At 57.2% G+C, this 14,062-nt stretch carries 11 protein-coding genes and 1 pseudogene; 5 read left to right on the top strand and 7 right to left on the bottom strand.

Going from position 1 to position 14,062, the window contains the following annotated elements; translation table 11 throughout:
- From V6C16_RS03370 to V6C16_RS03345, 6 genes and pseudogenes are all read right to left on the bottom strand, one after another.
- Positions 1-471, bottom strand: a pseudogene (locus V6C16_RS03370) (tRNA 2-thiouridine(34) synthase MnmA); the annotation flags it as partial.
- A gap of 522 nt (positions 472-993) precedes the next feature.
- Complete coding sequence (locus tag V6C16_RS03365) at positions 994-1,761, bottom strand: amino acid ABC transporter ATP-binding protein (RefSeq protein WP_333534755.1); 768 nt, start codon at positions 1,759-1,761, stop codon at positions 994-996.
- A complete protein-coding gene (locus V6C16_RS03360; protein ID WP_333534756.1) occupies positions 1,748-2,548 on the bottom strand; it encodes an amino acid ABC transporter permease in 801 nt (266 codons plus the stop codon). Before V6C16_RS03360 ends, V6C16_RS03365 begins: the two co-directional genes overlap by 14 nt.
- Before the next feature lie 227 nt (positions 2,549-2,775).
- Positions 2,776-3,519 carry a basic amino acid ABC transporter substrate-binding protein gene (locus V6C16_RS03355; protein WP_333534757.1) on the bottom strand — a complete coding sequence of 248 codons (744 nt, stop codon included), beginning with the start codon at positions 3,517-3,519 and terminating at the stop codon, positions 2,776-2,778.
- 55 nt (positions 3,520-3,574) lie between these two features.
- Positions 3,575-4,318, bottom strand: coding sequence for a basic amino acid ABC transporter substrate-binding protein (locus tag V6C16_RS03350; RefSeq protein ID WP_333534758.1), 744 nt, complete (start codon positions 4,316-4,318; stop codon positions 3,575-3,577).
- A 230-nt stretch (positions 4,319-4,548) separates the two neighbouring features.
- Positions 4,549-5,280, bottom strand: a complete 732-nt coding sequence (locus V6C16_RS03345; RefSeq protein WP_333534759.1) for an NYN domain-containing protein — start codon at positions 5,278-5,280, stop codon at positions 4,549-4,551.
- Positions 5,281-5,435: 155 nt separating this feature from the next.
- Here V6C16_RS03345 and V6C16_RS03340 point away from each other — a divergent pair, with 155 nt between their 5' ends.
- On the top strand, positions 5,436-6,815 hold the full coding sequence (locus V6C16_RS03340; protein ID WP_333534760.1) for an O-antigen ligase family protein: 1,380 nt from the start codon (positions 5,436-5,438) through the stop codon (positions 6,813-6,815).
- 1,361 nt (positions 6,816-8,176) lie between these two features.
- Positions 8,177-10,225, top strand: a complete 2,049-nt coding sequence (gene acs / locus V6C16_RS03335) for an acetate--CoA ligase (protein ID WP_333534761.1) — start codon at positions 8,177-8,179, stop codon at positions 10,223-10,225.
- A gap of 623 nt (positions 10,226-10,848) precedes the next feature.
- On the opposite strand, the gene V6C16_RS03330 is transcribed toward acs, so the two are convergent.
- Complete coding sequence (locus tag V6C16_RS03330; protein WP_333534762.1) at positions 10,849-11,421, bottom strand: hypothetical protein; 573 nt, start codon at positions 11,419-11,421, stop codon at positions 10,849-10,851.
- A gap of 213 nt (positions 11,422-11,634) precedes the next feature.
- Between V6C16_RS03330 and V6C16_RS03325 the strand changes: the two genes are divergently transcribed.
- The 3 genes from V6C16_RS03325 to V6C16_RS03315 form a co-directional block, all read left to right on the top strand.
- Positions 11,635-11,883 carry a FeoA family protein gene (locus V6C16_RS03325; RefSeq protein ID WP_012625372.1) on the top strand — a complete coding sequence of 83 codons (249 nt, stop codon included), beginning with the start codon at positions 11,635-11,637 and terminating at the stop codon, positions 11,881-11,883.
- Between the two features lie 498 nt (positions 11,884-12,381).
- Complete coding sequence (locus V6C16_RS03320) at positions 12,382-12,636, top strand: DUF6110 family protein (protein WP_333534763.1); 255 nt, start codon at positions 12,382-12,384, stop codon at positions 12,634-12,636.
- Between the two features lie 333 nt (positions 12,637-12,969).
- Positions 12,970-14,062: P-type ATPase (locus V6C16_RS03315; protein WP_442886176.1), on the top strand; the 1,093-nt coding region annotated here is incomplete at its 3' end.

Genomic DNA, 14,062 nt, shown 5'->3' with positions numbered 1-14,062 from the left:
CGAAGCCGCCGGCTCTGAACATTGGGGCTGAGAGACCGAAACCTCACCCTCAGCCCCACCCTTGGCCTCATCTTCCGGAGCGGCCGCCAGCCGCGCATAATGGCCGGTAGCCAGTGCCTGCGCGCCCAAATTCACGGCGGCATCAAACAAAGCGCCGAATTTTATGGCGCGATTGCACAGTGCGCAGGGATTGGGCGTACGCCCCGCCGCATACGCAGCGGCAAAGGGGGCCAGAACCTCACGCTCAAAAACAGGTCTGAGATCCGCCACATGCAGGGGCACGCCAAGGATCGCGCAGGCCGCAGCAAGGCCGGGCAGCGGTTCTGGGGCGGCGTCAGGCAGAAAAAGGCCGTGCAGCGCCAACACCCTGTGTCCTGCCTGTTGCAACATGACAAGAGCGCAAAGACTGTCCACGCCGCCGCTCACGGCCACGGCCACGGTGCCGGAGAAAATGCTGTTGCCGGTAGACATACCACGGTCTCTGCCGCCGCAATCCACAGTTTTCATCATTGCCGAGGGGACAAAGGCGGGCTTTTGGCGTTCGGGACGCCAGTAATTTTTGAGGGGGCAAACAATGGCTTGGGGGCGGATTTGCCGTGCAAAACAGCCCCTCAGGCCCCAAAAACTGCATGCACCGGAGAATATCAGCCTTGAAAGATATACTTTCAAAGCGGGATAGCATTCACCGCTTCGCCTGGCAGCATAAGCAAGCAGTGCTGCTATGCATCCCAAGCGCTTACGGGCAGGCGCTGAAGCTGCACGTACGCCTTTCCGCCCTATGCTTACGCCTCCGTAGCGAACGTCTGCTCACGCAGCCGCCAGAGCAATTTCAAAGTGAAAATGTTCTAGAGCAGATTAACTTTGAGAATATACATTCTCAAAGTTTAAGGCACGCTCACTTCGGCGTTTAACCGCACAGATAAACTGCGCTTACGCCTCCGTAGCGAACGTCTGCTCACGCAGCCGCCAGAGCAATTTAAAAGTTAAAATGCTCTAAAGAATCTGGTTCAGGAACTGGCGCAACCGCGGATGGCGGGGTGTGGTAAACAGGGTTTCCGGCCTGCCCTGTTCAACGATCTGTCCCTGATCCATAAAGATAAGACGGTCGGCCACGGTACGGGCAAAGCCCATTTCGTGGGTAACACAGACCATTGTCATGCCCTCTTCAGCCAGCTTGACCATAACGTCCAGCACTTCGCCCACCATTTCAGGGTCAAGGGCGGAAGTCGGTTCGTCAAAAAGCATGATGTCGGGCTGCATGGCCAGCGCGCGGGCAATAGCCACACGCTGCTGCTGCCCACCGGAAAGCATGGCCGGATAGACATTGGCCTTGTCGCTGATGCCCACTTTTTTCAGCAAACCCAATGCGCGGGATTCAGCCTCTTCGCGCGAGAGCTTGCGCAGCTTGATGGGGGCAAGGGTCAGGTTTTCCAACACGGTCTTGTGCGGAAAAAGGTTGAACTGCTGAAAAACCATGCCCAGATTCTGGCGCACCAGGTTGATATCGTTGTCCGGGCTCATGATATTCTGCCCCTTGACCACAATACTGCCCTGATCGATTTCTTCCAGACGGTTTATGGAACGCAGCAGGGTTGATTTACCCGAACCGGAGGGACCGATAATGACCACCCGTTCGCCGGAGGCCACGTCCAGGCTCACGTCCTGCAAGGCGGGCAAAGAACCAAAATATTTCCACACATTACTGATAGCAATGATGGGCGCAGGCGCGTCCTGCGTGGCGGCGGTGCTACTTTCCGTCATAATAGTTCAGCCTGGCTTCCATGATGCTCACGGTTTTGGAAAGAATAAGAGTGATGACAAGATATATGAGTGCCACCACAGTATACGTCTCAAAATAGAGATAGGTTGTGCCCACAAAGCTTCTGGCGCGCTGCATGATGTCCGGCACAGCCATGATGGATACCAGGGAGGTGTCTTTGAGCATGGCGATGCATTCATTGCCCACGGGCGGCAGAATGGTGCGCATGGCCTGCGGCAGAACCACATAGCGCATGGTCTGAAAGCCGTTGAAGCCCAGCGAACGCGCAGCCTCGCTCTGCCCCTTGCTGATGGCGGTGATGCCCGCGCGGAAAACCTCGCCCATATACGCGCCGTAGCAAAAACTGATAGCCACCACGGCGGAGGTAACGCCGCTGACCTGCACAAAACGCGAAAGCGCGTAGTAGATGTAAAAAATCTGCACCAGCAAAGGAATGCCGCGAATCACCTCCACATAGGTGGAGGCGACAAGATTGATCAGGCGATTGTTTGAAATACGCCCGAGGCCGGTGAGCAGGCCAAGAGGCACGGCACAGCAGATGGAAAGAACGGTGATCTTGAAGGTGATAAGAACGCCGTCCGGCAGATAGAGCAAAATGCGCAAATAGGGTTCAGGCCAGAGCAGGCACAGGGCAAACAAGGTGGAAACGGCCCCGACAAGGGCGATGGACCAGGCATTGATGAGCCGCCATTCTCGCGGGTCAGGGATGGAGGCCCCCTCCGTGACCATAATGATGTTGCCCTTGCTTCCGTCTTTTTTATCGTGCATCACAATCCTTCAGATCAATACGGCTGCGGAGTCCGGGCCATACGGCCCGGACTCCCATGAAACCATAATGGCTGGTCCGGTCCAGAGCTTTTTTTCCCTTGAGTATATGCATGCTCAAGGTATCTGACGCTCACGAAGGCGCTGAACGGCGCAGCTTTTGCGCGCCCTGTCCATCGTGGCGGGCGTCTGCTCGCGCAGTCGCCAGACAATTCCAGGGGGAAACTGCTCTACTCGGCCTTGCCCATCCACTTTTCAAGCAGTTGGGCCTCAACGCCCGACGCCTTGACTGCCTTGATACCCTTGTTGAGCTTTTCCACCAGGTCCTTGCGGCCCTTGCGAACGGTAAAGCCGTAGTATTCCTTTTCGGCGGTCTTGAACGAAAGATTCAGCTTGCCGGCGGTATCGGACTTCTTGTTGGCATAGTACATGGCAACGGGCTCGTCGCAGATCACGGCGTCAATGCGGCCGCCGAGCATGTCCTGAATTGCCAGACCCACGTCGTCATATTCCTTGAGATCCACAGCCACGCCGGACTTGCGGAGCACAAAGACGCCCGTGGTTCCGATCTGGCCGCCCACTTTCTTGCCCTTGAGGTCTTCAAGGCTCTTTATGCTCTGCCCTGCGGGGAGCACCACGGCCTGAGCCACTTCATAATAGGGGTCGGAAAAATCAAACTGCTTCTGGCGCTCGGGCGTGATGGTGGTGGCGGCAGCGACAATGTCATACTGGCCGGTGGCTACGCCGCCGAAAATGCCGTCCCATGCGATATTGCGCACGTCCACCTCAAAGCCGGCGGCCTTGCCCACTTCAGTGATGAAGTCCACGTCAAAACCGACGGGCTGCTTGTTTTCGTCAAGGAGCTCCATAGGCGGCCAGGTGCAGTCGGTAGCCACAACATATTTTTCAGCGGCCAAAGCCTGACCGCAAAACATGGTCAGAACCAGCAGGGCGAAAGCAAAACGACGTATCATGAAACCTCCTTCATGCGACGGACACGGCCATACTGCCGGCAGCGTCCCCTGTGGGCTAGTTGGATTTGCCCATCCACTTTTCAATAATTCTGGCTTCCTCACCGGACGCCTTTACTTCTCTGATGCCTTTATTGAGCTTTTCCACCAGGTCCTTGCGGCCCTTGCGCACGGTAAAGCCGTAGTATTCCTTTTCATCGGTCTTGTACGAAATATTCAGCTTTCCAGCGGTGTCGGCTTTTTTGTTGACATAGTACATGGCAACGGGATCATCGCAGACCACCGCATCGATGCGGCCGTTGACCAGATCCTGGATCGCCAGGCCTACATCGTCATATTCTTTGATGTCCGCGCCCACATCGGCCTTACGGGTCACAAAAATGCCGGTAGTGCCTATCTGGCCGCCCACCTTTTTGCCCTTGAGGTCGGCCAGGCTCTTTATGCTCTGCCCTTCGGGCAGCACCACGGCCTGCACAACCTCATAGTAAGGGTCGGTGAAGTCAAACTGTTTCTGGCGTTCGGGCGTAATGGTGACGGAAGAAGCCACGATATCATACTGCCCGGTGGCTACGCCGCCGAAAATCCCGTCCCAGGCCACGTTGCGGATGTCCATGTCAAGACCCGCGGCCTTGCCCACAGCCCGCAGGTAGTCGCTGGAGTAACCTTCGGGTTTCTTGTTTGCATCGAGCATTTCCATGGGCGGCCAGGTACAGTCGCTGGCAACCACGATTTTTTCAGCGGCCGCAGCAGAGCTGCACATAAGAACAAAACCAATGAAGGCGAATGTCATTCGGCGAAGCATGGGACCTCCTTAAATGGTTTCCGTCAAAGCCCGCCGCCCACAGCGCCAGTGGAAAAGCCTGCCCCGCGATCTGCCCCGTGGCGGCAAGGCCACGGCTGAACTTTTCGCCGGAGTGCGCAATACCCCCTGAACGGGGCGGGAACCAAAAGAAAGCGTGATCATCTTTAGCTTCGGGCGCGCCCCGCGTCAAGCGCCAACGCCGCCGGAACACACCATATGCGGAACATCTTTTACCAGGCGTTGCCGGGCGTGGATTCTTCGCCATCATCGGCATCATCGGCATCGTCTGCGGAAAAGGCATCGCCGCCCCTGCCATAGCCGTTATCGCCTTGAGGCGCACGGCCGGGGGCCTGCACCAGCGTTGCATGAGAAGCGTTTTTGCCTGCAAGGTCTCCGGTGTCGCCTTCCATATCATCGCGATCATCACGCAGAGCCTGTTGCAAAAACCAGTCTTCACGGATACGCCATGAAGCCGCGGCCGTATATGCCGGAGAGGAGTAACCCACAGAAAGCACAAGGGTGCGCCTGGCGTGCTCCTGAAGGCGGATAAGCAGAGGTGTAAAATCAGCATCTCCGGAAAGTATAATGAATTCATCAAACTTTGTAGAGTGCGAAAGATCATCCATGCAGTCCATAACAAGATGAATATCAGTGCTTGTCTTGCCGCGGGATGTAAGGGGCGGACAATCCACAACCTGAAAGGCGCTGCGGATGAAAGAGTTGCGAAACTCCTGATAACGCTGCGGATTGAGATAGCACATGCGTTTCAGGATGCGGCGGCGCACGCCTTCGCCGTAAAGGATGCGCAGGGCGTGATTCTCTATCCAGCGTACCCAGCGGTACGGCGCGGCGCCGAAGGCACGGGCCGCCTCAGGGTCAATTTCAAGAAAACGGGTAAAAATGTTGTCAAAATCGACATAAAGAGCGCTGTAAACCTCATCAAATCCTGTAAATCGTGCCATAGTATCCTCATAATAAGATAACGAACTATCTCAGTATATTTTGCATGCCGACGCATGGCAAGGTTTTTGCCGCACTTGAACAAACAGAAGGCGCGGGATATAAAAGCGTCTTATCTCAGATAGATATTTTTCTGTAACAATGCTCGGGAGGCGCTGTGCAAACTCTGCTGGAATATGGCAAAAACCAGATAACCGCCTTGCGTGCCGCCTTGGCGGCATTTCGACAGATGCCGCCCGCCGAGCGCTGGTTCTCCTGCCTTTTCTGGTCATTCTGGGCCTCGCTTGCCGCATTTCCCTCGGGCTATGCCATTCGCGACATCATGCCCGTGGTTTGCCTGATCTTTCTCATCCAGTATTACCGCTGCAACTGGCAAAACAGCGTCTTGCGCAGACTGGGAGCCTGGCCGCTCTTTGTCTGCCTTGGGCTTATGGTCATTATCGGCGTGGTTTTTTCGCAAAACCCCGGTGCGTCTTTTCTGCACGCCGGTTCCGGCCTCAACAAGGGCTTTATTCTGCCCTTCATCGCCATGGAGTGCGTCCGTAACGAAAAAGACCTGCGCCGCCTGGTCTGGGCCAGCGTGCTGGCCGTTTTCTGGCAGGGCCTGGACGGTGTGTGGCAGGCACAGACCGGCAGGGATTTTCTCATGGGCTACCCGCTCAGCAACGGGCGTCTGACAGGCAGTTTTGACGATTACGAGGTAGGCAACTACATTGCCCTCGCCCTCATACCGGCATTCGGCATCTGGTTTATACTGCGCCAGTTTTTTTCACGACTGCCGTCACTGTTGCTGAGCATGGCCGTTCTCTGGCCGGCCTTTTTCCTGCTGGCCGGCGCGGGCAGCCGCAGTGGCGCGCTGGCTATTGCCGCCGTCATGGGCCTGTGGCTGTTTCTGACAGGAACTTCTTCGGTTCGCTGGAAAGGGGCGCTTCTTGCCGCAGCCGGCCTGCTTCTGATTCTTGTGGCGCAGGGTCGCGCACGTCTGGACGCTGTTGTGGAAGACGGCCGCTGGAGCCTGTGGAAGCTCGGCTGGCGCGTTTTTCTGGAACACCCCTGGTTCGGGGCCGGGGCCGGGCAATATAATTCCGCCTTCCGCAGTCTGGGCCTTACCCCGGAAAAAGACCTCATCACCATCAGCCATCCGCACAATCTTTATCTGGACATGCTGTATGCGCACGGGCTTGTGGGCTTTGCCCTGGGCATGATCTTTCTGCTGGGTTTTTCCTGGTGGGGCTATGCGCGCATCAGGCCGCGCCTGCAGGCCGAACGCGCCCTCAAGCAAAGGGGCATTTACTGGCACATGACTGCCTGCTTTTGGGCAGGTTTTGTAGCCTGGCTTTTTAACGGCATTTTCGGCCACGATTTTTACCGGGTCTGGTGGCTGGCCCTGGCCATGTGCCATCTGGGCGTCATGATCGGCGCGGTCATCAACGGGCCGCCATGTAGTGAGACGGCTGATGCTGCGGGGGCTGAAAGCGCGTCTGACAACCCTTCCGCAACGGCGGAAATGGCGGAGAGCAAAACGGACGGGGCATAACGCGCCTTCCGGCAGCCAGCAGCCAAAAAAATGCGCGGATCATATTTTTATCCGAGCCGGAACACGAAGCCTTCTGTTCCGCACACGCTCCGAAAAAACATCGTCAGGACACGTACCCGACACGAGCACTCTGCCGCCTGCACAAAATGCATGGCCTGCAAGGCCGCAGCATGCCGGCAAAGAACGGCAGAAAACCTGAATCGTCAGGACGGCGCGGGTAAACCGTACACTCTTTCACGGCGCGTGTAAGCCCCCAAAGTGCGACTTTCCGCGCTCTGCCCACGCCGCCACGCCCAAGCGCGCAGACATCCGACACAGCTGGCCGGACAAAAGGTTTGCAATGACAGCCAACGGATTGCCGCGGCAACCGGATATTTCATGCAATCCATCCACAAAAATGCACAGCGCCTGTCACGCTCCCGGACAGCGCAACCATCGCGCGCGATCCCACAGCGTGCGTATTCCCATAGCGCCAGCCCCTTTGTGGCGGGTGCCTGTCGGCGCAGCCGTCAGAACAAATTCAGGATAGCATTGCCCTAGCTGTAGAGTGTCGTCACGAGCGCCTTTCCCGGTATCTCTGCGTCGAACTTCGCCTTTTATTCCGGTCGAGTACCATAAGAGTACACTCCCTGCATAAAAGGCTCGTTCTCCTTGATATACCAAGGAAATTCATCTCGTGACGACACTGCCTAAAGGCACGCGCCCAGAGCAAGATTTTTTCTTTTGTCGGCCTTTTTGCCTGGATCTGCTCCTGGTGCGATCGGGCGCGCTCACAGCATTGCCACAGCCCTCAACACCGGAACTTCAGCCAGGCGTTTTGCCATAAAAGCTGCTGTCAGGCCGCAAAGCGCCGCTCCGCAGCGCCCGCCGGTCTCCAAATCGGTCATGGCAGGCCCGATCGCCCATACCCGGCCAGCGGTCACAACAGGCCAAACGCCCATGCCCGCCCTGTTCGCGCCGAAGGGACACGGTGTAGCGTGTTCCTTCGCCAGCCTGCTCCACCCATTTCACTGCCCTCATGGCAGACTTTTGCCCGACAAAAACGCTACCCCCTCCCAATGGACGGGATGAATATCACTTGCAGCCAATTTTTTGCCGCTTGCACGTACCTGCCTAAAAAAAATTATATTTTTTTTAACCCCATCTTGTGAAAAAAATCTTCAATTGTAACGGCGTTACAATCCGCTAGGCTCCGTAAAAAATATCAAATTTTTGCAATATTGATATTTTTTTCACAGCTATGACTGAAAGCACAAACAAGATCCTGCCTCTTGACGGTTATTTAAAATCTCTTTACGCATGTATCATGGCAAAGTGTTAACTTTTCATTTTACTGTTTTATGCATTATGGAGGCTGGATCATGTCTCAGGAACGGATCACGACACTGTTGAATGAAAATCGCAGCTATCTTCCACCAGAGCACGGCAAAACGTCGGCCTGGGTTTGCGGTCCGGAAGAGTATAATGCACTATGCCGCCGCGCCCTGGAAGACCCCAACGACTTTTGGGGAGCGCGAGCATCGCAGTTGATCCATTGGTTCAAACGCTGGGACAAAGTACTGGAAGCTGACGAAGCAAACCATAAGTACCAGTGGTTTACCGGTGGAAAACTCAACGCTTCCTTTAACTGCATCGACAGACACCTTATTTCGGGCAGACGCAATAAGGCCGCCCTGATCTGGCAAGGTGAAAAAGAAACTGATGTGCGCTGCTACACCTATCAGATGCTTTATACAGAAGTCTGCCGGGTAGCCCACGCCATGAGTTCACTGCGCATACGCAAGGGCGACCATGTTGCCCTGTATATGCCGATGATACCGGAGCTTTTTATCGCCATGCTGGCCTGCGCCCGCATAGGCGCCATACACACGGCCATCTTTTCCGGCTATGCGGAAGGCGGCGTGCGCAGCCGCATCCAGGGCTGCAAGGCCCGCGTGGTCATCACGGCCGATGCAGCCGTGCGCGGCGGCAAATTCAAGCCTCTCAAGGCCAACCTTGACCCCATTCTGGAAAAATGCCCCTCTGTGGCCCATGTGGTGGTGGTCAGGCATGCCGGGCTTGAAAACGTCAATATGCAGCGGAACCGCGATATCTGGTGGCACGACCTTATTGACGACTTCACCCTTAACCCCGACTTTCCCTGCGAACCGATGGATTCCAACGATACGCTCTTTCTGCTGCACACCAGCGGCAGTACGGGCAAGCCCACAGGGGTGATGCATTCCACGGGCGGTTATCTGACCTATGCGGCCCACACCACGCAGTGGTGCTTCGACATGCGCGATGACGATGTTTACTGGTGCACTGCCGATGCGGGATGGATCACCGGTCACACTTACGGCGTTTACGGCCCGCTGGCTCTGGGGGCCACCACGCTCATGTTCGAGGGCATACCCACCTGGCCCTATCCGGACAGATACTGGCGCATTGTGGAAAACTTCCGGGTCAACATCCTCTACACAGCGCCCACGGTCATCCGCTCACTCATGCGTATGAACGAGGCATGGACAGAGCGCTATGACCTGCGCAGCCTGCGCATCCTGGGCAGCGTGGGCGAACCCATCAACCCAGAAGCATGGCACTGGTACCACAAGCACATCGGCGGCAGCGAGCTGCCCATTGTGGATACGTGGTGGCAGACGGAAACCGGCGGAGCCATGATCTCCCCCATGCCCTACGCCACAAAGCTCAAGCCCGGCTCGGCCTCCAAGCCGCTGCCCGGGATTGATGCCACGGTTATGGGTTCGGCCGCGCGCGACGGCGAAGAACCCGAAGCCGGATGCAAGGCGGGGCATCTTGTCATCCGCCGCCCCTGGCCGGGCATGATGCAAGGCGTTTTCAATGATGAAGAAAAATACCAGTCCTACTTTTCGCGCTTTGGCTGCTACGCCTCTGGCGACGCCGCGGAAGTCGATCAGGATGGCTACTTCTGGATACTGGGACGTATTGACGATTCCATCAACGTCTCCGGGCACCGCCTTTCCACCGCTGAAATAGAGGCCGTGCTGGCCGCCTGCCCCGAAGTGGGCGAAGCTGCCGTGGTTCCCATGCCCCACGCCCTTAAAGGCGAAGGCATCTACGTATATGTGGTCACGCGCGACGAGGTTCCCTGGAGCGCAGACCTGCGCACCAAGCTGCGCGAGGCCGTGCGCCGCGACATCGGCGCTCTGGCGACGCCGGAATACATACAGTTTGTGGAAGGCATGCCCAAAACCACATCCGGCAAGATCATACGCCGCATGCTGCGGAAAATCGCCGGAGACAGCTACGAGGATATCGGCGACACCACATCACTGGCTGAACCCGATGTCATTCCCAAAATCATCTCCGGCCATCGCAACCTTGTGGCCGGGCGCCATGAAACGGAAGACGCCCCCGAAGGGGGAGACGACGCCAGGGCCAACGCCTAGATGTAGCGCGTCAGCACTAGAGCAGATTAACTTTGAGAATATACATTCTCAAAGTTTAAGACACGCTCACTTCGGCGTTTAACCGCGCAGATAAACTGCGCTTATGCCTCTGCGGCGGGCGTCCGCGCACGCATCCGCCAGAGCAGTTTCAAAGTGAAATTGCTCTAGGCAGTGTCGTCACGAGATGAATTTCCTTGGTATATCAAGGAGAACGAGCCTTTTATGCAGGGAGTGTACTCTTATGGTACTCGACCGGAATAAAAGGCGAAGTTCGACGCAGAGATACCGGGAAAGGCGCTCGTGACGACACTGTCTAGTGTAAACATCAGAGGCCGGAGCGTATGACGCTCCGGCCTCTGATCATTTCTGGCAACATGCTTGCTGTTCCGGCATCCCGACAGCATTTATCATGCGCCCGAAGAGCCTTCGCCCAGAGCAATTTCACTTTGAAACTGCTCTGACGGATGCGTGCGCGGACGCCCGCCGCAGAGGCATAAGCGCAGCTTCAGCCGTTGCCCGAAGGGCTTGCGGAAAAGACAGCAGAGCTATTTACTTGCGCTGTTACGCGCCGAAGCAGGCGTCCTGGAAGCATTGAGAGTGGGTATGCGCAATGCGAAAATGCTCTACAGTGCCTTGCGGCGCACCCACACATGGCGGGTAGCCAGAGCCGCCCAGGCCAGCCCGGCAGCTACGTGCAGGGCCTTGCCCCCGGCCAGACCAGACAAAAGACACAAACTGCCCGCGCCGAACATGGTGCGGACCTCAAATTTGCGGGGGGTGATGCCCATGATCTTGTTTTTGCTGTTGCCCTTGGTCAGGGCCTGTAAGAAACCGGGAACGCGCACATCGCCCAGCATATCCCCGCACCCACGGCTCTCTTTTCTTTTGCGTCCCTTGCCCTCGCCCTGGGCAGCGGCAAAATGCGCGCGTCTTTCTGCCCTGCGCGCGGCTGCGGCCTCGGCCACGGGAGTCAGAAGCCCCGGAATTTTACCTTCAAGCCGTTGACAGACGGCGGCAAAGTCCGTGCCGGAATCCATAAACAGCAAGAGTGATTCCTTGCCTGGGCGCACTTCGCAAACGCCCCCTTCGTCCAGCAAAAAGACCCGCGCTGTCTCACGCACGCCAGCATCGGCCAGAGCCGGATGGCGCAACCGTGCCCTGCCTTCCATCAGGTGTGCAACATATGGTGGCTGCATGCTCTCTCCTTGGCAAACTACGGGGCTTGAGAACTCCGGTTGAAATTGACTTTCTTTTCTCTTGACACGATTCCCTATTGGGAGCAAGATCGCTGCCAAGCCTGAAAAAACGCCACTTCGCACCACCGCCGCATCAGGCTGCGGCATGGGCCGTGCGGCCCGAAACGGTATTCAGATGCATTACCCGGTGCTGCTAAAAAAGAGAGAACACGCATGAGCCAGATTGTCAATCTGCGTCAGATGCAGGTAGGCCAGAAGGGCAGAATTGCCGCAGTGGAAGCCCTTGGTGAGATGAACCGCCGCATTCGCGATATGGGTCTCATCCCCGGCACGACAGTTTCCGTTGTGGGGCGGGCTCCCCTCAAGGACCCTGTAGCCCTGCGCCTTTCGGGGGTGACCATTTCCCTGCGCAACAGCGAAGCAGACTATATAAAGGTAGACCTGGCGGCCTCCGGCAACTAGGGCGTTCTATCTTTGAGGACAGACGTTCTCAAGGGACCTTGAAGGTTTATGGTTTATGGCGCTCACTACGGCGCCCAAGACGGACATGACGTGCAAATGCATGTGTTGCCGCCTTCATCCGTACGTCCGTGAGGCAACGGCTGAAGCAGCGCCCGGTCTTTCCTATGGGGAGGCTGCTCCCGCAGCCGCCAGAGCAGTGTCGTAAAAACTGTCCTGGCAACCTTTCAGATGGGCGTTTGTTGAAAAATCGGGCTTGGGGCCATGCCATAAACAGCATGGCTGAAACCGCTTCAGGCCCATCAGGGGCAGCACCGACGCCTTGCACAACCGCCTTGGGGCAGCCGAAATGTGCTGCCCTTAGCAGGCTTTTCATCGACCTTCGTTTATTATACCATTTTTGACTGCCGGATTTTCCGGCAGAGACGCGAATGACATCCTCAATGCGGCTGACTGCCCTGAGGAGAGACGGCATACTGTGAACAAGCAAAGGAGATAGTTATGAATAGCGGTTTTAAATGCGGCCTGTGGTTCCTGGGCGGCCTGATCATCGGCGCTGTGGGCGTAACCGCCGTGAGTCGCGGCAAGGTTGACTTCAAGCCTCTGGCTACTGATCTTATCAGCCGCGGCATTGACGTCAAAGACGCCCTGCTGACCAAGGTCGAAGCCCTCAAGGAAGATGTGGAAGACCTCACCGCCGAAGCACGTCTGGCCTCCGAAAAACGCAAAGCCGGCAAGGACGCTGCTGAAGCTTAATGCAATCGGCCTTGCCCCCGGCAAGGCCTTTGCCCTGCGCGGACTTCTCGTCCGCGCACTTTGGTATTTTTCCACCTTGAAACGCTTCTCAACGGTGAAGATTGTTCACCTTGCAAGCATCTTGTGGTGCGAATTTTTTGGAAAATCCGCACAGAGCAGTTAACCAGGTCCCCTGTCACATTGCTCTATGGCAGCACAACAAAAATACCCGTTCAAGAAACGCCCGACGCGCCCCGGCCTGTCCGGCTCCCTTCAGGCGATACCGCCCTCTTCGGGCGATGGACACACCCCGCAGTTTGCAGCCTTTGCTTTATTTCTGGAACAGGAGCGCGCATGCGTTTTTATATCGTCCATGAATTGCGTGGCATAGCTACGCCCGATTCCGGCAGAATGCGCGTGCGCGCCTCTTGCCCTCTCAGTCCCGCACAGGCCGAAGCACTCGCAGGAGCCTTGGCCACCCTGCCCGGCATCATTGTGGCCCGCGTCACTCCCCGCCTGGGCAGCCTGTTGTTTTTTTATGAAGACCAGCAGAGTCGTGAAGACGCCCTGACCCTTTTTGTGGGCGCAGGCGACGAGCAAAGCCCCCTGGCACACCTGGAAATACCCGGCGACGACCCCGCTCCCGGCCCCGGCGAAGCCACGCTCACCGAAGGGCTTTTGCCGGTCTTTCAATATGTTTTCGTTCGGCCCCTGCTGCCTATGGCCCTGCGCATCGTCAACAGCGTGATCAGCGCCGTGCCTTTTCTTTTCAAAGGCGTGCAGGCCGTCCTGCGCGGCGCGCTCAACGTGGACGTTCTGGACGCGGCCGCCATCGGCGCGTCACTCATCATGCGCGACTTCCGCACAGTGAGCCTGCTCACCCTGCTGCTGGGCCTTGGAGAAACCCTGGAGTACTGGACACGCCGCCGCTCCATGGCAACACTGACCGAAAGCCTGGCCCTGAACGTGGAAAACGTCTGGCTGCTTGTGGACGACACGGAAGTGTCCGTTCCCCTTGCCCAGGTAAAAGAGGACGACCTTGTGGTCGTGCGCGACGGCGGCAGCATCCCTGTGGACGGCGTGGTCGAAAAAGGCTGCGCGGTGGTCAACCAGTCCTCCATGACAGGGGAGCCGCTTGGCGTCAAAAGAACCGTGGGGGCCTCGGTCTTCGCAGGAACGGTGGTGGAAGAAGGCAGCCTTGTCATCCGCGCCCGGCATGTGGGTGACGGCACACGCCTGCGTCAGGTCGTAAAATTTATTGAAGAATCTGAAACGCTCAAGGCGGGTATCCAGGGCAAATACGAGCGCCTGGCAGACATGGCCGTCCCCTTTACATTTGGGCTGGCCGCCGTGGTCTGGCTGCTCACACGGGATTTCCGCCGCGCGGCCTCGGTGCTGCTGGTGGACTATTCCTGCGCGCTCAAGCTGGCAACGCCCCTGGCGGTGC

This window comes from Desulfovibrio sp. 1188_IL3213 (assembly GCF_036763145.1).
Classification (GTDB): Bacteria; Desulfobacterota; Desulfovibrionia; order Desulfovibrionales; family Desulfovibrionaceae; genus Desulfovibrio.
Note: the sequence above shows the minus strand (reverse complement) of the source record. Positions and strands in the feature narration are given on the sequence as shown.